This is a genomic window from Streptomyces pyxinae (assembly GCF_024756275.1).
In the GTDB taxonomy this organism is placed as follows: Bacteria; Actinomycetota; Actinomycetes; order Streptomycetales; family Streptomycetaceae; genus Streptomyces; species Streptomyces pyxinae.
Genome location: NZ_JANUGQ010000008.1, coordinates 55,031 through 74,899, shown reverse-complemented (window position 1 = coordinate 74,899; position 19,869 = coordinate 55,031). Strand labels below are relative to the sequence as shown.

At 76.2% G+C, this 19,869-nt stretch carries 12 protein-coding genes and 3 pseudogenes; 8 read left to right on the top strand and 7 right to left on the bottom strand.

The features are described 5' to 3' along the window. Positions 1-26: 26 nt before the first annotated feature. Positions 27-1,136, top strand: a complete 1,110-nt coding sequence (locus NX801_RS11735; protein ID WP_258787398.1) for a S1C family serine protease — start codon at positions 27-29, stop codon at positions 1,134-1,136. A 753-nt stretch (positions 1,137-1,889) separates the two neighbouring features. Here NX801_RS11735 and NX801_RS11730 read toward each other — a convergent pair. Continuing rightward, the gene (locus tag NX801_RS11730; RefSeq protein ID WP_258787397.1) at positions 1,890-2,102 is read right to left on the bottom strand and encodes a hypothetical protein; all 213 of its coding nucleotides are present in this window, start codon (positions 2,100-2,102) and stop codon (positions 1,890-1,892) included. Positions 2,103-2,193: 91 nt separating this feature from the next. Between NX801_RS11730 and NX801_RS11725 the strand changes: the two genes are divergently transcribed. The 4 genes and pseudogenes from NX801_RS11725 to NX801_RS11710 all read left to right on the top strand — a co-directional run. Next, positions 2,194-3,393: a bifunctional adenosylcobinamide kinase/adenosylcobinamide-phosphate guanylyltransferase gene (locus tag NX801_RS11725; protein WP_258787396.1), complete on the top strand. Its 1,200-nt coding sequence runs from the start codon at positions 2,194-2,196 to the stop codon at positions 3,391-3,393. A gap of 271 nt (positions 3,394-3,664) precedes the next feature. Beyond that, positions 3,665-4,696: pseudogene (cobT, locus tag NX801_RS11720) on the top strand (nicotinate-nucleotide--dimethylbenzimidazole phosphoribosyltransferase); the annotation flags it as partial. Positions 4,697-5,195: 499 nt separating this feature from the next. Next, positions 5,196-7,064: a phosphatidylglycerol lysyltransferase domain-containing protein gene (locus tag NX801_RS11715; protein WP_258787395.1), complete on the top strand. Its 1,869-nt coding sequence runs from the start codon at positions 5,196-5,198 to the stop codon at positions 7,062-7,064. Continuing rightward, positions 7,061-7,789, top strand: a pseudogene (locus NX801_RS11710) (hypothetical protein); the annotation flags it as partial. The gene NX801_RS11715 and the pseudogene NX801_RS11710, both read left to right, overlap by 4 nt. Positions 7,790-8,013: 224 nt before the next feature. Here NX801_RS11710 and NX801_RS11705 read toward each other — a convergent pair. Beyond that, a pseudogene (locus NX801_RS11705) lies at positions 8,014-8,754 on the bottom strand (hypothetical protein); the annotation flags it as partial. Between the two features lie 194 nt (positions 8,755-8,948). Between NX801_RS11705 and NX801_RS11700 the strand changes: the two are divergent. After that, positions 8,949-9,725, top strand: a complete 777-nt coding sequence (locus NX801_RS11700) for an adenosylcobinamide-GDP ribazoletransferase (RefSeq protein WP_258787611.1) — start codon at positions 8,949-8,951, stop codon at positions 9,723-9,725. Between the two features lie 165 nt (positions 9,726-9,890). Next, positions 9,891-10,256 (top strand): hypothetical protein, encoded by a 366-nt coding sequence (locus NX801_RS11695; protein WP_258787394.1) that lies wholly within the window; start codon positions 9,891-9,893, stop codon positions 10,254-10,256. 151 nt (positions 10,257-10,407) lie between these two features. Here NX801_RS11695 and NX801_RS11690 read toward each other — a convergent pair whose 3' ends face one another. The 5 genes from NX801_RS11690 to NX801_RS11670 all read right to left on the bottom strand — a co-directional run bounded on the left by NX801_RS11690 (position 10,408) and on the right by NX801_RS11670 (position 17,665). Then, entirely contained in the window at positions 10,408-11,247 is an 840-nt protein-coding gene (locus tag NX801_RS11690) for an endo alpha-1,4 polygalactosaminidase (RefSeq protein WP_258787393.1), read from the bottom strand. After that, positions 11,244-11,873 carry a spherulation-specific family 4 protein gene (locus NX801_RS11685; protein WP_258787392.1) on the bottom strand — a complete coding sequence of 210 codons (630 nt, stop codon included), beginning with the start codon at positions 11,871-11,873 and terminating at the stop codon, positions 11,244-11,246. The genes NX801_RS11690 and NX801_RS11685 overlap by 4 nt, the downstream gene beginning before the upstream one ends. 151 nt (positions 11,874-12,024) lie before the next feature. After that, the gene (locus NX801_RS11680) at positions 12,025-13,608 is read right to left on the bottom strand and encodes a hypothetical protein (RefSeq protein ID WP_258787391.1); all 1,584 of its coding nucleotides are present in this window, start codon (positions 13,606-13,608) and stop codon (positions 12,025-12,027) included. Continuing rightward, entirely contained in the window at positions 13,608-15,197 is a 1,590-nt protein-coding gene (pelF, locus tag NX801_RS11675) for a GT4 family glycosyltransferase PelF (RefSeq protein ID WP_258787390.1), read from the bottom strand. The genes NX801_RS11680 and pelF overlap by 1 nt, the downstream gene beginning before the upstream one ends. Before the next feature lie 395 nt (positions 15,198-15,592). Next, on the bottom strand, positions 15,593-17,665 hold the full coding sequence (locus tag NX801_RS11670) for a hypothetical protein (protein WP_258787389.1): 2,073 nt from the start codon (positions 17,663-17,665) through the stop codon (positions 15,593-15,595). Between the two features lie 361 nt (positions 17,666-18,026). Here NX801_RS11670 and NX801_RS11665 point away from each other — a divergent pair, with 361 nt between their 5' ends. Next, positions 18,027-19,550, top strand: a complete 1,524-nt coding sequence (locus NX801_RS11665) for a leucyl aminopeptidase (protein ID WP_258787388.1) — start codon at positions 18,027-18,029, stop codon at positions 19,548-19,550. The last annotated feature ends 319 nt before the right edge of the window (positions 19,551-19,869 follow it).

The window sequence follows — 19,869 nt, the reverse complement described above, 5'->3', positions numbered from 1 at the left end:
CGGCCGGTGGCCGGGATACTCCGAGCATGGGTGACCTTCGTGTGCTCTTCCGGCCGGCCGGGGTGACCCGGGCCGCCGTCCCGCCGGTCGTGCCGGCCGCCGTGACCGTACTGACCTGGGTGGTCCTGCTGGCGGGGACGGCCGGCTGTTCGTCGCCTGCGGCGCCGGTCCGGGCCCCGGCGGCGGCCGCGACCCGGGCGGCGGCCGCGCCGAGTCCGGCGGCCGATCTGGAGAACGCGTACCGGACCGTGATCAAGGACGTCCTGCCGTCGGTGGTGCAGATCGAGGCGGGGCGGAGCCTGGGGTCCGGGGTGGTGTTCGACTCCCGGGGCCATGTGGTGACCAACGCCCATGTGGTTGGGGGCGAGCGGACGTTCCGGGTCACCGCCGCGACCGGCGGCCGGCCGCTCACCGCCCGGCTGGTCTCCAGCTACCCGGAACAGGACCTGGCCGTGATCAAGGTGGAGGGCTCGGCCACCGGGCTGCGGCCCGCGACGCTGGGCGACTCCTCGAAGGTGGAGGTGGGCCAGATCGTGCTGGCCATGGGGTCGCCGCTCGGGCTGTCCAGCAGCGTCACCCAGGGCATCGTCTCGGCCACCGGCCGGACCGTGAGCGAGAGTCCCGAGCGCGGCGGGGGCGCGACGCTCGGGAACATGGTGCAGACCTCGGCCGCGATCAACCCGGGCAACAGCGGGGGCGCGCTGGTCAATCTCTCCGGCGAGGTCATCGGCATCCCCACCCTGGCGGCCGCCGACCCGGGTCTCGGCAGCGCGGCGCCGGGCATCGGCTTCGCCATCCCGTCCTCCATGGTCCGTACGGTGGCCGGCCAGATCGTGCGCCACGGCCGGGTGACCGACTCCGGCCGGGCGGCGCTGGACATCGAGGGCCGCACGGTGCTGGGCCGGAACTACCAGCCGAAGGGCGTCGCGATCGTGGCGGCGGAGTCCGGCGGGGCGGCGGCGCGGGCGGGGCTCCGGTCCGGCGATGTGATCAAGCGGCTCGGGGACGCCCCGATCACCACCATCACCTCCCTGCTGGAGGCCCTGGCCCCGCGCAAGCCCGACGAGCGGGTGGCCGTGGTCTACGACCGGGACGACCGGGAGCACACGGTGACGGTGACGCTGGGCGAGATGTGAGGACGGGGCCCGGGCCCGGGGCGGTGCGGGGGCCGGGCCCCTTCCGGAGCCCGGTGCCCCCCGACGGCGGCGGCCGGGGCGGGTGGCGCCCGCCCTCCGTAGCGCGGGACGCGGCCCCGCGCACGGACGAGACCCGTGCCCGAGGGGCCTCAGCCGGTACCGGAGCCCCCGTCGGTCCTGGAACCGGCGGCCGGAGCCGCCCGGGCGAGACGCCTTCCGAAGGGTCCGGGACGGAGGCGACGGCGACCTGCCGGGGACCGGGAGCCTCGCGGGCGCGGGGCGGTCTTCGGGCCGGGCGCCTTGCGGGGCGCGATTCCTGAGGCGTGGGTGTCCTTCGGGTCCGGGTCCGGACGATTGGGCCCGGGCCCGAAGTCCGGACGAGTGGGCCCGGCTCCGGGGAGCCTGCGCCGGAGAGACCGGGCGGGCGGCCCCCGGGCCCCGAGAGTCAAGGCGGGTGCGTGGACGGGGCCCGGCTCCGGGGAGCCTGTGCCGGAGACCGGGCGGGTGGTCCCAGGCCCGGAAGGCCGGGGCGCGTGGAGCGGGCGGGGCCCGGGTGGACCGGGGCGGCCCTCGGGCCCGGCGCGAGCCCGGGTGCGGACGAGTGGGCCCGGCTCGGGGGAACCTGCACCGGAGACCGGGCGGGCGGCCCCGGGCCCGGAGAGCCAGGGCGGGCGCGTGGACCGGGACCTGGCGCGGCGGAGTGGGCGGGGCTCGGGCCCGGGTGGGCCGGGCCCCGCCCACCGGTGGCCGGGGCTACTGGGCGGCTTCGGCGTCCAGGCTCATCGGGCCGTAGATCTTCGCGCCGTCCTCGTAGAGGGTGACCTGGGCCGCGCCGCCCTCCAGCAGCTCCCGCCAGGTCTCCCCGATCCAGGACTCCGCGTCCCCCTGGGTCGTGAACTCCTCCGGCTGGACCGCCGGCTGGACCTCCGTACCGTCGGACTTCTCGAACCGCCACGTCCACACCATCGGGGCCTCCCAGGGTTCACCGGATGATCGGTTTGCTGCCCGCAGCGTAGCCGGGCGCGCACCGGTCGCGGGGACGCGGGAGGATCATCGGGTGGAACTGACTCTGCTCGGCACCGGCGCTCCCGCCGGGCTCCCCCGACCCGACTGCCCCTGCGCCGGCTGTGCCACCGCACGCGGCGCCTCGGCCCGGGCCGCCACCGCGCTACTGGTGGACGGTGCGCTGCTGCTCGACCTCACCCCCGGCGCCCCGCTGGCCGCCGCGCGGGCCGGGCGGTCGCTGGGCGGCGTACGGCAGGTGCTGCTGACGCATCCGCACGACGGGCCGGCGGTGGAGCTGCCACCGGGCCTGCCGGCGGCCGGGCGGGTGCCGGACGGCCGGGAGCTGACGCTGATCAGCGGCCACCGGGTGCGGGCGGTGCCGATGGACGCGCCCGGCACCGGGTACGAGGTGACCTCGCCGGACGGGGAGCGGCTGCTCTATCTGCCGCCGGGCGGCGCCCCCGCCGGGGTGTCCGGGCCGCCGCGCCCGTACGACACGGTCGTCGCGGACGTGACCCACCGCCCGGACGGGCTGGCGCGGCTCCGGGCGGTGGGGGCGGTCGGTCCCGGCACCGACGTGGTGGCCGCGCACCTGGACCACGACGTGCCGCAGGCGCGGGAGCTGGACCGGCGGCTGGCGGCGTACGGGGCGCGGGCGGTGCCGGACGGGACGACGCTGACGGCGGGGGCGTACCGGGAACCCCCGGCGGCGCCCCGGCGCACCCTGGTCACCGGCGGGGCGCGGTCCGGCAAGTCGCTGGAGGCCGAGCGGCGGCTGGCGGCCTGCCCGGAGGTGGTGTACGTGGCGACCGGCGGCACCCGCGCCGGGGACGCCGAGTGGGCGGGCCGGGTCCGCCTGCACCGGGAGCGCCGGCCGGCCTCCTGGCGTACCGAGGAGACCTGTGAGCTGGTGGAACTGCTCGGCGGCGCGGGTCCGGCGCTGCTGATCGACTGCCTGTCGCTCTGGCTGACGGACGCCATGGACCGGGTGACCGCCTGGGACGACGAGCGCTGGGCCAAGGGCGGCGAGCGGGAGCTGCGGGAGCGGGTCGGCGAGCTGGTGGCGGCGGTCCGGGCCACGCCCCGTACGGTCGTGGCGGTGACCAACGAGGTGGGCGCCGGGATCGTACCGGCCGACGCGGGGAGCCGGCGGTTCCGGGACGAGCTGGGCCGGCTGAACGCCGCCGTCGCCGGGGAGTGCGAGCAGGTGCTGCTGGTGGTGGCGGGGCAGGCGCTGGTGCTGAAGGACTGAACCGGCGGGAGGACGAGCCCCGGGGGCCCGGGGGGGCCGTGGCCGGGGCGGTGGGCCCGAAGGGCGCTTGGCCCCGGGGGCGGAGGGCCCGGGAGACGGAGGGCCCGGGAGGCAGCGGCCCGGGGGGGCGAGGGCCCGGGGGCCGGGGGCGTACGGGCGGTGTCCGGCGGCATTCGGCGGGTTCCCCGTGAGGTCCCCGGGGGCCGGCCGGCGGATTCCGGCGGGGTGCCTGCGGGCCGGTCGGCGGCGGTACTGTGCCCGGATGAGCAGGCTGAATCTGGACGACTTCTCCGATCTGATCGAGCGCCCCGACAGCGCCGTCCGGCGGGACGCCGAGGAACGCCGGGAACGGCTCGCCGTCCGGCCCGGCGCGCTGGGGCGCCTGGACGAACTGGGCGAGTGGCTGGCCGCCGCGCAGGGGGCCGTCCCGGTGCGGCCGGTGGAACGGCCCCGGGTGGTGCTGTTCGCCGGTGACCACGGGGTGGCCGCGCTGGACGTCTCGGGCCGGCCGGCGGGCAGCGCCCACGAGCTGGTGCGGGCGGTGCTGGACGGGACCGGTCCGGTGGCGGTGCTGGCGCGGACGCTGGACGTGCCGGTACGGGTGGTCGACGCGGGCCTGGACTGCGATCCGGCGCTGCTGCCCGAGGAGGTCGTACGCCACCGGGTGCGGCGCGGCTCCGGCCGGATCGACGTGGCGGACGCGCTGACGCCCGAGGAGGCGGAGCGGGCGGTCCGGCTCGGCATGGCGATCGCGGACGAGGAGGCCGACTCGGGCACCGATCTGGTGGTGCTGGGCGATCTGAGCGTCGGCGGCACCACGGCGGCCGGGACGCTGATCGCGGCGCTCTGCGGGACGGACGCCTCGGTGGTGACCGGCCGGGGCGGTGCCGGGATCGACGACCTGGCGTGGATGCGCAAGTGCGCGGCGATCCGGGACGCGCTGCGCCGGGCCCGCTCGGTCATGGGCGACCAGCTGGAGCTGCTGGCCGCGGTCGGCGGCGCGGATCTGGCGGCGATCACCGGCTTCCTGCTCCAGAGCGCGGTGCGCCGGATGCCGGTGATCCTGGACGGGGTGGTGTCGGCGGCGTGTGCCCTGGTGGGCCAGCGGGCCGCGTTCCGGGCGCCGGACTGGTGGCTGGCGGGCCAGCTGACCGGGGAGCCGGCCCAGGCCAAGGCGCTGGACCGGATGGTGCTCAACCCACTGCTCGACCAGGGCGTCTCCGTAGGGGAAGGAACCGGGGCGCTGCTCGCCCTGCCGCTCGTCCGGGCCGCCGCCGCCTTCGCGGCGGAGCTGCCCGAGCGGGACGAGCGTGACGAGCACGCCGAGCGCCCCGGGCACGCCGGCCGGCCCGATGGACCGGCCGGGGCGGCGGAGGGCGCGGACGCGGACCCGGACGCCGAGGTCGGTACGGCGGCGGACGGAGGCGCTGGTGCGGGCGCGGACAGCGCGGACGCGGACGCGGGCGCCACGGTCGGCCCCCGGGTGGACGGGTCCACCGCCGGGGGCGCCACCGGCCCGCGCTGAGCGGGGCCGGTACGGGACGGGAGGCGTCCCCGTCCCGGCCCGGCCGGTGCCGGACGGACGCCCTCCGTCCGGCACCGGTACGGCCCGGTCCGGCACCGGTACGGCCCGGTCCCGTACGGGCGCGGCCTCGTACGGGCCCGGTCCGGCCTCGCGCGGGCCGGCCGCCACCCGTCGGCGGACCCCGTCGGCGGACCGGTCGGCGGGTGCGCGGGGCGGCCGGTGCGGGCCCTCGCTCACGCGCCCGCCTTGGCGGGAAATGCCCCATATCATCGCGTTCATGGGAGAGGTCGGGTTGCCTGAGTCCAGCGGGAACAACCAGGGGAGCACGGTGCCCGGAGGGGCCGGCGCGGTCGCGGAGCGGAAGGACTCCCCCAAGCCCGGCAGGTCCCCGGAGCCCGGCAGGTCCCCGGAGCCCGGCGGGGGCCGGTGGGCGCGGGGCGGGGCCGCGTTCGCGGTCTGGTATCTGCGCGCGGTCACCTTCATCAACTTCCTGAGCGCCGTCTGGGTCTCGCTCGGCCAGGATCTGCGGCGCCACAACACCGACGACTTCTTCACCCCGTATCTGCTCACCGCCGGATTCGCCTCCGGGCTCTGGACGCTCTTCCTGGCGGTGACCATGCGCCGCCGCAAGCGCGCCGCCTGGATCCTCAATATGGTGCTCTGCGGACTGTTCCTGCTGCTCTTCGCGCTGGTCATGGTCTTCCCGGAGATCCGCGAGCACCCGCAGAACTGGGTGTCGCTGGCGCTCACCGCGGCCTTCTTCGCCGCGCTGCTGGCCGGGCGCCGGGAGTTCTACGCCAAGGGCGACCGCGCCAACCCCCGGCTGGCCACCGCGGTGGCGGCGGTGGGGCTGCTGGCCGCCTCGCTGCTGGCCGGACTGCTGGTCGGCGCCACCAACACGGCGCCGGAGGGCCGGTCCTCGTTCCTGGACCACTGGCGGTACGGCGCCGCCCGGCTGGTCACCCTGGTGCCGGACAGCGGCCGGCTGGCGGAGGTCCGGCCGCCCGGCTGGGTGGACGTCTGCATCAACATCATGTCCACCGCGCTGCTGATCGCGGTGCTGTACGCGGCCTTCCGCTCCCGCCGGGCGGTCGATCCGCTCACCGAGGACGACGAGGAACGGCTGCGCGCCCTGCTGGACCGGTACGGCGATCGTGACTCGCTGGGCTACTTCGCGCTGCGCCGGGAGAAGAGCGTGGTCTGGTCCCCGAGCGGCAAGGCGGCGGTGCTCTACCGGGTGGTGGGCGGGGTGTCGCTCGCCTCCGGGGACCCGATCGGCGACCCGGAGGCCTGGCCGGGCGCGATCGCCCCGTGGCTGGCCGAGGCGCGCGAGCACGGCTGGGTCCCGGCCGTGATGGGCGCGAGCGAGGAGGCGGGCACGGTCTACGCCCGGCACGGGATGGACGCCCTGGAGATGGGCGACGAGGCGCTCGTGGAGACCGCCGACTTCACCCTGGACGGCCGGGCGATGCGGACCGTGCGGCAGGCGTACAACCGGGTGCTGCGGGCCGGCTACCGGGTCCGGATCCGCCGCCACGAGGACATCCCGGCCGAGGAGATGGCGGCACTGGTACGGCTGGCCGACGACTGGCGGGACGGCGCCACCGAGCGTGGCTTCTCGATGGCGCTCGGGCGGCTGGGCGACCCGGCCGACGGGCGGTGCGTGATGCTGGAGTGCGCCGACGCCGACGGCACCCCGCGCGCGCTGCTGTCGTTCGTGCCGTGGGGGCCACGCGGACTGTCGCTGGACCTGATGCGCCGGGACCGGGACGCCGAGAACGGGCTGATGGAGTTCATGGTCATCGACCTGCTGCGGCGCTCCGAAGAGATCGGGATCACTCAGGTCTCGCTCAACTTCGCCATGTTCCGGTCGGTCTTCGAACGTGGTGCGAAGCTCGGGGCCGGTCCCGTGCTCCGGATGTGGCGCTCCCTGCTCAGCTTCTTCTCCCGCTGGTGGCAGATCGAGTCGCTGTACCGCGCCAACGCCAAGTACCGACCGATCTGGGAGCCGCGTTTCATGGTCTTCGAGAAGAGCGCCCATCTGCCGCGCATCGGCGTCGCCGCGGGCCGCGCCGAGGGCTTCCTGGAGGTCCCCGGGCTGCCCCGTGTCCTGCGCCGCCCGCCGCAGCTGCGGGGACGGCGATGACACCGCCCGCCCGCCGGGGGGCGGCGGCGCGGGACTTCGCCCGCCGGGAGTGGGGCGCGCTGTTCGGAGCCGTACGGGAGCGGCTCGCCACGCGGGGGTGGCGGGCCCTGCCGCTGACGCTGACCGCGGTCTCGCTGACGGCGGTGGCGCAGCTGGTGCAGAACCAGTCCTGGGGCTACCGGGTGGTGCAGAACCTGGGCGCGGTGCGGGCCGAGGACCCCGTGTGGCTGGGGCTGCTCCGTACCCCGCTGTCGCTCTTCGTCCCGGCGCTGCATCTGCCGGTGTGGGGCGCGCTCGCCCAGGTGCTGCTGGTCTTCGGCATCGCGGAGCTGTGCCTGAACCGGGGCCGGGCGGTGCTCGTCGCGTACGCGGCGACCGTGGCCGGCACGCTGTACGCCCGGCTCGGGCTGGCGCTGGGCACCGGCGGGCCGCTGGGCTTCCTGGGGGTGCCGGCCGGGGACGCCAGGATCGTGGACACCGGCCCCTCGGCGGCGGTGGTGGGCCTCGCGGTCTACTTCTGCCTGCGGTACGGGGCCCGCTGGACCGGCGGCGCGGTGATCGTGTCGATGGTGATCGAGGTGCTGGTCAAGAACAACCTGGCCGGCAAGGAGCACCTGGCCGCCATCGCGGCGGTGCTGGCGCTGTACGCGACCGGGGTGTGGTGGCGGCGCCGGAGCGCCGGGGTCTCCGGGAATGCCGGGGCCTTCGGGGCGGCGACCGGAGCCGGGGCGGGTCAGCGGGGATCGTCGTCCGGCCGCCGGGGAGTGCCCTCGGGGGCGCCGGTCCCGGTGGTTCCGGTGGTTCCGGTCTCCGTGGTGGCGCCCCGCTCGGGCGGCGTACCGCCGGCCGGGGTCCCCTCCGCGCGGCGGCCCGTGCCGGAGGTGCCGGCGCCGGACCGGCCGGAGGCGCCGTCGGGCGGCGAGGACCCCGCCGCCCTGCGGAGCATCGGCGGTACACGGTCGGGGGCGCCGGCGATCACGTCCTGAAAGCGCCGCCGCAGCCGGTCCCAGCGGTGGTCGTGGTGGTAGGCGCGGAGTCCCGCCCTGGCCCGCGCCCGGGGCCGGCGCTGGTAGAGGCGGCGGGCCCACGGGGAGCCGGGGCGGGCGAGCCGCAGGGCGCCGACGATCGCGACGAACGGGATCAGGGCGCCCAGGAGTGCCATCCGGAACTTCCCCTTGACCAGGGCGATCAGCACGAACAGAAAGTTCACCCCGGTGGTGAGCAGATAGCTGAACCGGTCCTCCCGTTCGTCCGGCGTCAGCTCGTCCACCCCCAGCGGGGAGAAGCCGAGCAGCACCAGCAGGAGCAGCGCGGTGGTGAGCACCACCACCTCCACGCTCTGCCTGCCCTGTTCGGTCCAGTAGACGTCGTCCAGATGGAGGACGAGGGCGAACTCGTCCAGGACCAGGCCGGCCCCCACCCCGAGGATCACGGCGCAGACCAGCGGCGCGGCACCGTGCCGGCCGGCGGCCACCGCGCCGAAACCACCGATCAGGGTGAGCACGACCCCGGGCACCACATGGTGGATGTGCAGCCCGCCGGGGCTGATGTCGCGGAAAGGCCCCCGTCCGGCCCGGATCAGCCGGGTGACCGTACGGGTGACCAGGAAGGTCAGGACGAAGGAGGCCAGCGCGAGGAAGAGCGGGAGCTTGCCCGGTTCGACGATGTTCCGGTACCACCAGTGACCCATGCCACCCGCTCCCGTTTTGCCCGCCGATGCCCCGTTCCGGGCAATGTACCGCGCCCGGGTCAGCGACTACTCTGCGCGCGGTGAGCACTTCCCCCGCCACCCCTGAGCACTCCCCCGGTTCCCCCGACCCCGGCCCCGCTCCCGGCCCCGCCACACACGACGCCGAGCACGACGGCGCGAACGACGGCGGGCGGCTGCGCCACGGGGTGCGGTTCGCCTTCGGCACCCTGACCGTGCTGCCGGCCCGGGTCACCCGCTGGGACCGGGACACCGCCCGGACCGGGATGCTCTGCGCGCCGCTCGCCGGACTGGTGGTCGGCGGCTGCGCGGCCCTGGCCGGCTGCGCCCCGCTGCTGCTCGGCTCGGGGCCCGCGCTCGCCGCCGTGGCCTCGGTGGCGGTGCCCGCGGTGCTCACCCGGGGTCTGCACCTGGACGGGCTGGCCGACACGGCGGACGGCCTGGGCAGCGGAAAACCCGCCGAGGACGCCCTGCGGATCATGAAACGGTCGGACATCGGCCCGTTCGGCGTGGTCACCCTGGTGCTGGTGCTGCTGGCCCAGGTGGCGGCGCTGACCGAGCTGTACGCGGCGGGCTGGGCGGTCGGCGCGGCCGGGGCCCTCGTCGCCGGCACGGTCGCCCGGACGGCCCTCACCCTGGCCGCCCGCCGCTCCGTCCCGGCCGCCCGCCCCGAGGGCCTGGGCGCCGTGGTGGCCGGTACGGTCCCGGCGCGGCCCGCACTGGTGGTCGCCGCGCTGGTGGTGGCGGGGTGCGCGGCGGCGGGCGCGACAGTGGCGGGGTGGCCCGGGGGGCTGCGGGGCGCCCTGGCGGCGCTGCTGGCCCTGGCGGCGGCGGAGGCCCTGCTGCGGCGGTGCGTACGGCGGTTCGGCGGCGTGACCGGCGATGTCTTCGGCGCCCTCGCCGAGACGGCGGCCACGGCGGCGCTGGTGGTGGCGGCGCTGGGCGGGGGGTGAGCCCGGTCCGGGGACATCCACCACCGGTCCATGTCGGGTCGGCTCATGGCCGGGCCGGGCCCCACCGGACCATGGCCGGATATCGACGGCGTGATGCGATAGGTGATCGTATGATCACGGCGGGTCTCCAGGGGGGAGGCCCGTGCGCAGTGAAGGAGGGGGAACATGACCAGCGTTTCCAGGCGGGCCGTGCTGGGATATTCGGGCAGTGCGGCGGCCGGGGCGGTGCTCGCGTCCGGAGGTGCGGCGGAGGCGACCCAGGCGCGGACGCCCGAGGCGAGCGCGGCAGGGGCGGGCGCGGCGGCCGGGCCGGCCGTCGAATTCGCCCCCGGGACCGCGTTCGAGGGGCAGACCAGCATCGGTGACATCGACGCGGCCCTCCAGGTGAGCTTCACCGTCAGGACCGACAACACCCCGGCCCGGCACGCCATCACCGAGCGGGACATCGCGGACGCGCTGAACGAGCTGGCCGTCTCGCGCGGCTGGCCGGCCATCCAGTTCTACGGCTCCGTCCGCACCCCGCTGAACTGACGACCGGCATCGACCGACAACGGCTGACGCCGACCGACGACGGCCGAGGACTGACGGCGGCGGACGACGGCGGACGCCGGGTCACGCGGAACGGGCGCGGCACCCGCCCGTTTCCGCCGGACCGGGACCGGGTCCGGCGGGGATGGGCGGGTCAGCAGGGGCGGCGCCAGGCGCCCAGCTCGTACTTCTTCAGCATGGAGCTGAGCCGCAGCCGCCGGGCCTCCGGGCAGAACTCCGCCGTCTCCAGCTCGTACTCGACATGGAAGACGGCCTTGCCGGCCCGGACGAAGGGCGTCAGCTCCGCGCACTCGTCGTGCTCGGCGCACTGCTCGTTGACGGCGAAGTCGTACTCGCCCACCAGCTCCGGGATCTGGTCCAGGTCGTTCTTGAGGCCCACCGAGAGGCCCCGGTCATGGGCGAGCCGGGCGATCAGCCGGTTGTAGCGGAGCTGGTCGGCGGCGGTGAGCGGGAAGCCGGTGCGGTTCTTGTAGCCGTCCATGTTGTCGGGCTCCACCGCGTCGAAGCCCTTCTGCCGGCACATGTCGATCCGGGCGGCCATCAGGGGCTCCAGCTCCTCGGTGCGGCGGATGTCGAGCCACTGCTCGCCGTCCCAGCCGTTGCCCCGGCCGATCAGTTCCCGGGGGAACTTCTCCGCGTCCGGCCGCCAGTCCTCCCAGGCGCCGGTGGAGAGGTAGCAGATCACCTTGCGGCCGCGCCGGTGCAGATCGGCGACGGCCTCGGCGGACTGGTCGAAGCCGTCGATGTCGTACACCGATACATCCACCGCCGGGTCGAGCCGCCCGCTGAGCTGCCACTGCCAGGCCACCCCGGGCTTCGGCAGCCAGCGTTCCGCGTGGGGCGCCGGGTCGTCCGGGGCGTGCGCGCAGCCGGCGAGCAGCAGAAGCAGGAGCAGCGGGACCAGGGCGGCGGCCGGGCGGGACCGGCGGCCGGGACGGGTGCCGGCCGGGCGGATGCCTCCGGGGCGGGTCATCGGGCGGCCTCCAGACCGTGCGGCAGGGCGGCCCAGGGGTGCGCGCCGCCGCCGGGCACCGCGCAGTGCACCCGGCTGGCGGGCCGGGCGCCGGGCGGGGCGTCGTACACCAGGTGGCAGTGGTGGCGGGCGGCCGGCGGGCGGGCGGTCCGGTAGACGGACCAGGGCCCTTCGAAGGTGACCAGCAGATCGCCCAGGGCGTCGTACACCGGATGCGGCGGCGCCCCGTGGTTGAGCACCAGCGTCCCGGCGCCGGCCGCCCGGGCGGCCACCCGCAACCGCTCGTAGTGCGGCGCGTGTTCGGGCCCGGTCGGCACCTGGTCGAGGAAGGCCCCGTCGGCGCCGTACCAGTCCCGGTGCCGGGTCAGGTCGCGGACGACGGCGGCGTGCGGGCGGCGCCCGTAGTCGGTGTCGGCGTACCCGAGGACCGGCACCCCGGCCTCCCGCAGCCGCCGGGCCGCCTCGGCGAACGCCGGGTCGGGCGCCTCGCCCGCGCCACTGGCGGGGTTGACCACCACCCCGTACAGCCGGGGCGCGGCGGCGACCAGGGCGTCCCACTCGGCGGGACGGAGGGCGGGGTGTTCGTAGTAGGGCACGAGCAGATGGCGGGACGCCGGTGGGTGCACGGTCGTTCTCTCAGGCGGTCGTCGGCGGGGGGCTGTCGCGATTCTTCCGTACGGGTCGGCCCGGGCGCGGACGGGCGGTGCCGTCGCCCCCGGGGCCCGGGGCCGGGGCGCACGACGGGGCGGGCGCTCGGTCCGCCCCGGGGCCGGGTGCTCAGTGGCGGTGGGTGGTCACCCGGCCCAGCAGCAGACAGCTCAGCACGGCCAGGGTCAGGGCCGCCGCCCCGGTGGTGAGCAGTCCCACCGTCTCCGGGTGGCCCGCCCCGGTCGCGTACGCCGCCGTCCGTACCCCGGCCGCCGTCGCACAGATCAGCGCGGCGGCGGTCACCGCCCCGAAGGACTGGAGCAGCAGCCCGGTCCAGAGCACCGTCCCGAGCAGCAGCAGGGCGCCGAGCCGGCGGCCGTCGAGGTCGGGGGCGCCGGGCCAGAGCAGGGAGCCGGTGACGGCCAGGCCCAGCAACAGCCCCAGGTAGCCGGTGAGACAGCGGACCAGGGCGGCGGCGGTGGCGCGGCGGAAGGCTCCGGTGCTGGTGCTCGCCCGCAGCCCGGCCCCGCTGTCGCTCCGGAAGCGGTGCAGCAGCCATTCGGCCGGGCCCATGGAGAGGGTGAGCGCCACGGCGGCGGGGGCGGCCAGGGCCGTACCGGAGCCGCCGGGGAGCGGCTCGCCGACCGCCGCCCAGAGCACCAGGGCGCCGGTGCCCAGGCCGAAGAGCCCGTACGGCACCGAGGCCGCGAGCCGGGGCGCCGACCGGCCGGACCGGCCGGGGCCGCCGGACCGGCCGGGGCCGCCGGACCGGTCGGGGCTCCCGGGGCGCCCGGACCGGCGGGACCGGCCCGCACCGGGTGCCCGGCCGGCCGGGCCGGGCAGCACCGCGCGGGCGGCCAGTACGGTCGCGGCGGCCACCGAGGCCAGCAGCAGGGCGATCCGGGCGGCGGCCGGCAGCCCGGTCGCGGCGGCGACGGCGGCCCCGGCGGCCGGCGGGGCCAGGGCGGCGAGCAGCGCCCGGTCCCGGCCGAGCACCAGCAGCACGGTGGCGGCGGCCAGATACACCGCCTGACCGGCCGCGAACCAGGCCCCGGCCCACACGGCGGGCCCCGGCACCATCACCGCTCCCCCCGCCGCCACGGCCGCGCCGAACAGGGCGCCGGCCGGGGCGCCGAGCCGCAGGGCGCGGGCGGCGGCGGGGCGGTCACCGAGGCTCAGCCAGGCGTGGGCGCGGTGCGAGAGGGCCTGGTTCCAGACCCAGCCGGCCAGCGCGCCCGCGAGCAGCGGGACCGCTCCGGCGACCGCACCGGCCGCCCCGGCCGCGCCCGGCGAGGCACCCGGCGGGGCGGCGAGCAGCGGGGCGCCCAGGACATAGCCGAGGCCGGGCAGGGCGAAGACCAGACCGCGCAGCAGACAGGCGAGCAGTCCGGTGCCCGGCGGTCCGGCCGGGCGCGGCTCCGGCTCGGGGAAACGGCGGGGCACCCGCCCGTACAGCTCCTCGGCGAGCGCGAAGGAGTCCTCCCGGCCGTAGGTGAGCCGTATGTGATCGTCCGACATGCCGTCCGACTCCAGCACGGCGGCTATCTCGTCGGGGTGGACGGCGGTGGCTATCACCTCTTCCAGCCGGTCGGCCAGCTCGTCGACCGGGTCGGTGGCCGCCCAGCCCGGCCGGGTCCTGGGCCGGGGCAGGGCGGGCAGCGGGGTGGCGGACCGGTCCGCCGCCGGCTCCCTGAGCCAGAGGGCGCCGCTCATCACGCCACCTCCCGGGCGGACGGGAGAGCCGCCCCGGGCCCGGCCTTCCCGGAACCGGTCGCCGTCGCCCCGGGTCCGTCCGGCCAGGGGGCGGTGAGCCGGAGCCGGAGGGTCCACTCGTGCGGCTCGGGCGGCGCGGGCGACTCGGCCGGTGCCGCTCCGGGAGCCCCGGCCAGCTCCCGGTAGATCCGGCGGAAGCCGTCGACGGAGCGGCGCAGGGTGAACCGGTCGATCACCCGCTGCCGGGCCCGGCGCCCCAGCGCGGCACGCCGCTCACCGTCCCTGAGCAGGGACAGCACGGCCTCGGCCATCACGGCGGGTTCCCTGGGCGGTACGACGAGGCCGGTGTCCCCGACCGCCTCGCGCACCCCGCCGACATCGGTGGAGACGGTGGCCCGGCCGCAGGACATGGCCTCGATCAGCGAGAAGGGGAAGCCCTCGCTGATGGAGGAGAGCATCACCAGATGGCCGGCCGCGTAGGCGCGGGCCACATCGTCCACCCGGCCCTCAAAGGTGACGCCGTCGGTGACGCCCCGTTCGGCGGCGAGCTTCTCCAGCCGGGTGCGGTAGTCCTCGTTCCCGGCCGGGACCGGGCCGAACAGCCGCAGCCGCAGCTCCGGGAGTTCGGCGCGGGCGAGGGCGTAGGCGCGGATCAGGGTCTCCAGGTCCTTGATGGGGTCGATCCGGCCGCACCAGCTGAGCGTGGGCACCTCGGGCTCGGGCCCGGCGAGCGGGAAGGCACCCGGGTCGACGCCGTTGTAGACGGTACGGATCCGGTCGGCGGGCGCGCCGCCGCGCTCCTCCCAGCGCCGGTTGTACTGGTTGCACGGGGTGATCAGCCCGGCCTTCCGGTAGCCCAGGGTGTTCAGCTCCCGGTAGAAGCCGAGCAGCAGCGCCTTCACCGGCCGGCGCTGGGCCTCGGTGCGGTAGCCGAGATAGCGCTCGCGGAGGTAGATGCCGTGCTCGGTGAGGAGGAAGGGGACGCCGTCGGTGTGCTGGGCGACCAGCGCGGGCAGGGTGGCGAGCCCGCTGGAGACGGCGTGCGCGACGGTGGTGGCGGGCAGCCGGGCGGCGAGTGGGCGAAGGGCGTGTTCCAGCAGGTCGGTGGCGGTGAGGGCGTCATGGACGGTGGGCCGGGCGGCGGCGGTCTCCAGATGCGGCTGGGTCCAGATCCACATCAGCGAGCGCACCGCGGCCTCGGAGCGCAGGGCGGCGGAGAGCCGTCCGTCCCGGGCGAGCGCGGCGAGGGCGAAGAGCCCCTCGCCGAAGTCGCAGCCGACGGCGGACGGGTCGAGCAGCGCGAGCAGGAACCGCTCGTAGACGTCGGTGAACCGGCGGCGGGCCGGGCCGAACAGCGGCCGGGCCCGGCGGGGCGGCGGCCCCCAGAGCGGGAACGAGGTGTGCCGGACGAGGTTGTCCGGCAGCTCCCACACCACCGGCTCCCGGCCGCTGCCGGTCAGCGCGAGGACCTCGAACTCGACCTCGGGCATCCCCCGGACGAGCTGGTCGCACCAGGTGCTGACGCCGCCGTGGACATGCGGATAGGTGCCTTCGGTGAGCAGGGTGACATGGCGGCCAGGGCTGGGCATGGGTGGTTCTCCCCAGGTGGGTACGTGCGGTGCCATGGCCGGGTGCGGGGCGCATGGGTACGGGCGGCGCGCGCGGGCCGCCCGGTGGGTTCGGTCCAGGCGCACGGCCGCCCGGTGGGGGGCCGGGCGCGCGGGCCGGTCGGTGGATACGGGCGGGGCGCCCGGTGGGTGCGAGCTGGTACGCGCGGGCCGCCCGCGACGTCCCGGCAGGCCCCGGGTGAGGGGGCCGGCCGGTCCGCCGGGCCGGTCAGACCGTCGGATCCGCCGCACTGGCGGGTGCGGCGGATCGTCGGTGCGTCGCGGCAGTCCGGCGCGTCGGACCGCCGCGACGCCCGTCACCGGACCCGCCGGGCCGTCGGCTCGTCGGCTCGTCGGCTCGTCGAACTGTCGGCCCGTCAGGTCGTCGGCAGGGTGAGGGTGACCGCCGACTGGAGCAGGTCGGGCGAGGTCCAGGCCGACCGGGCGCCGGCGTAGGCCGTGCCGAAGGCGGTGGTGCCCAGCAGCAGCCGCTTGCGGGTTCCCTCGGGTGCGGTGACCGGCGCGGTCACGCCCGACGGCGCCTTGACGGTCACCGTGTTGCCGATGCGGTACGCGGTGACCTTGCCGTCCGCGAGGGCCTTGTCCCAGTCGGCGCGGCGGGCCAGCTCCGTACCGGCCTCGCTCTGCCGGGGCGTCACCAGCGGGGTGTTGTCCGCGAACAGGCCCCGGTAGTCCGCGAGGACCTTGTCCAGGACCGGGTAGAGCAGCCGCTCCTCGGCCAGGTTGGACTGGTGGACGTAGTGCGGCCGGGGGTCGTTGGCCACGACGTGACTGAGCGCGATCCGGGCCTCCTGCGGGACGATGTACGAGCCGTAGCCGGTGGCCGGGTCGAGCGGGCCGGCCATGCAGGTGGAGGCGGGGTTGTCCTCGCAGATGCCGCTGCCGCCGTCGGCCCGGGAGGTGTAGATCCAGTTGTACTCGTCGGTCATCTCGGCGGCGGTGCCGACGTTGTAGTAGACGTTCATCGGGTGGCGCGGGACCGTCTTCGCGGCGCCCACCGCCCGCTGCTGGGGCTCCCGGGAATTGTCACTGGCCGTCCACTTCACCCCGTTGTCGGCCAGCGCCCCGGCGAGATTCGGGTTGTCGGCCGGCTGCTGCGGGAGGACCTTGAGGCCGGAGTGCTCACCGGTGACCAGCTCGGCGCGGTCGACCGCGATGCCCTTCCGGACGGCCCAGTCGTGGTTGTCCCGGATCTGGGCGGAGATCTCGCTCCGGCTGACGTACTGGGTGCTGCCATTGGCGTTGGTGGCGCACCGCCAGGGCACCGCGCTCACGTCCTGGACGCAGCCGAGGAAGGCGTGGGTGTAGGTGTGGTTGATCCAGCGGTACTGCGCCCGGTCCGCGAGCAGCTGGGTGGCGAGGGCGTCGGTGCCGCCGTTCTCGGCCTTCCACTCCTCGCCCGAGCCGGCGTTGTACACCATGTCGAGGGTGAAGCCGCTGGAGCGCTGCCACTGGGCGGCGTACCGGGCGTCCTCGGCGGTCATCCGGATCTCCGGGGTCTCCTCCCCGGCGCCCCCGGCGCAGTCGATGTCGCCGGGCGTGCAGTCGCGCTCGGTGTCCCAGCGGGCGTCGGGCGCGAAGACGTCGTCCACGTGGACGGAGAAGTAGTTGCGGCTCTGACCCAGGTGGACGCCCTGGGTCAGCCACTCCACGATGCCCCGGGACAGCGCCCGGAACTGCCGCTGGTTCTGGTTGTACGCGAAGGTGACGACCAGCTCCCGGCGGCCGTCGTGGGCGTACTCGCCGAGGAGGCTGGCCCGCCCGCCGCCGTCCACGGGGACGTCCAGATAGCTGGTGTAGCCGGTGCGGGGGCGGCCGGCGTAGCCGTAGCTCTCGGAGACGCCCGGGGCGTTGTCCTCGAAGGTCAGCGGCCCGTCCAGGTAGCGGAAGGGCCCGCTCCGGCCGGCGGCGGTGACCGAGGTCCCCACCCCGTCGAAGGTCCCGGAGCGGCCGCCCTGATCGGTGTAGTCGAGGCCCACCCCGGGGTGCGCCCAGGTGTACGCGTCGACCTGCGGGATCGCGTACTTCTGCTCGTACGCCGCGAGCGCGGTCAGCTCGGCGGCGGCGAGTCCGCCGGGCGCCTCGTTGGGCAGGACGACGCCCTGGAACTTGGCGCGCGGCCGGCCGTCGACCGTGTCGGCCAGGAAGGCCGCGTCGATCACCGGCCGGCCCGGCTGGTCCAGCCGTACGGTCCGGTAGGGCACCCCGGACCCCTTCAGTTCGGCGGCGACGGCCGCCAGCGAGCTCCCGCCGTCGTCCACGACCAGCACGGTCAGGTCGACACGGGGTACGGGATCGGCGGCGGCCGCCTCGGTGGCGGGGACGGTGGCGGCGATGAGCGCGGCTACGGCCAGCGCCCCGGCCGCACGGCCGGCGCGCCCGCGCCGGAGCCCGGCGGACGGGCGCCCGCGGCGGAGTTCAGCGGACATGGGTGAGTACCCCCCTCGTGCGTCCCTCCGGCCGGCTCGGGCACGGAGGATCTGTGGAGATGATGCAAAGGGGTACGCGCCTCCCTTATGCGATTGCAGGGAGTGTGACGCAGCTCTCATTCGCCAAGCGGGACGACCCGGACAGACGTCACAGACGTCCCTGGGCGGGCGTCACGGAAGGGTGAAACGCCGCCCCTGTGAGCGAGGAACCCTGGCGCGCGTAGGCTCGTCCCCGGCGCCCCGAGGGGCCGGACCGTGCGGTACCCCGTCCGGCGGAGTGCTTCCCGCCGAGCGCCGGGCACGGTCGGCCCACCCCTTCGACCGCCTCACTACTCGATATCGGAAGCGAGAAATCACCACCGTGACTGCTCTCACTCTCAGCACCGGCGGGGCGGCGACGCTCCGCGCGGACGCCCTCGTGGTCGGCGTCGCCAAGGCTCCGGCCGGCGGCAAGGGACTCGTCGTGGCCCCGGGCGCCGAGGCCGTGGACAAGGCGTTCGACGGCAAGCTGGCCGGCGTCCTGGAGACCCTGGGCGCCTCGGGTGCCGAGGGTGAGGTGACCAAGCTGCCCGCCCCCTCCGGCCTGAAGACCCCGGTGGTGCTCGCCGTCGGCCTCGGTACCGCTCCCGACCGGGACGAGGCGTACGGCACCGAGACCCTGCGCCGCGCCGCCGGCTCGGCCGCCCGCGTCCTGACCGGCGCGAAGAAGGCCGGGTTCGCCCTGCCGGTGGAGTCCGTCGAGGACGCCGAGGCCATCGGGGAGGGCGCCCTGCTCGGCGCGTACACCTTCACCGCCTTCCGCTCCGAGGGCAACGGAAAGGGAGACGGGAAGGGCAACGGCAAGGCGCCGCTCGGTGAGGTGACGCTGCTGGGCGCCAAGCCCCGGGACAAGGCGTACAAGGCCGGTGCCGAGCGCGCGGTCGCGCTGGCCGAGGAGATCAACCGCTGCCGCGACCTGGTCAACACCCCGCCCAACGCCCTCACCCCCGAGACCTTCGCGGCCACCGCCACCGCCGTCGGCAAGGAGCACGGCCTCAAGGTCCAGGTGCTGGACGAGAAGGCGCTCACCAAGGGCGGCTACGGCGGCATCCTGGGCGTCGGCGCCGGCTCGGCCAACCCGCCCCGGCTGGTCCGTATCGCCTACACCCACCCGAAGGCGTCGAAGACCCTCGCCCTGGTCGGCAAGGGCATCACCTACGACTCGGGCGGCATCTCGCTGAAGCCGGCCGGCCACAACGAGACGATGAAGTGCGACATGGCCGGCGCCGGCGCCGTCTTCGCCGCCGTCGTCGCGGCCGCCCGTATCGGGCTCCCGGTCAATGTCACCGGCTGGCTGGCGCTCGCGGAGAACATGCCGTCCGGCTCGGCCACCCGCCCCGGCGACGTGCTCACCATGTACAGCGGCAAGACCGTCGAGGTGCTGAACACCGACGCCGAGGGCCGCCTGGTGCTGGCCGACGCGCTCACCCGCGCCTCCGAGGAGAACCCGGACGCCATCGTGGACGTGGCCACCCTCACCGGCGCCATGGTGCTGGCGCTCGGCAACCGCACCTTCGCGGTCATGGCCAACGACGACGACTTCCGCACCTCGCTGCACGAGATCGCCGAGCAGGTCGGGGAGCAGTCCTGGCCGATGCCGCTCCCGGCCGACCTGCGCAAGGGCATGGACTCCCCGACCGCCGACATCGCCAACATGGGCGAGCGGATGGGCGGCGGCCTGGTCGCGGGCCTCTTCCTCAAGGAGTTCGTCGGCGAGGGCATCACCTGGGCCCACCTCGACATCGCCGGCCCCGCCTTCCACGAGGGCGGTCCCTACGGCTACACCCCGAAGGGCGGCACGGGCTCGTCGGTGCGGACGCTGGTGAAGCTGGCCGAGACTCTCTGAGGCTCGCTCTCCCCCGGACTCCGTCCGGGGCCCCCTCCTTTCGACACCGACGCGCCCCCTTCGGCTCGCTCGCCCGGAGGGGGCGGGCGAGCAGGGGAGTGCGGGGTCTCCCGCTCCCGCCCCAGGCCCGGCTGCCAGGGGGGTGCGGGGGCGGGGGCCCGTCCTTCCGAGGCCACTCGTCAGGAGGCGTGGGGACGGGCCGAGCGCGGGGCGAGGCGACGGGCATCCCCGGGGCGGCCCGCGTGGACGTCCGGGGCGGCCGGCCATCCCCGGGGCGGCCCCGGGGGTGGCACGCCTCTCGGCGTGATCCACCCGTCCC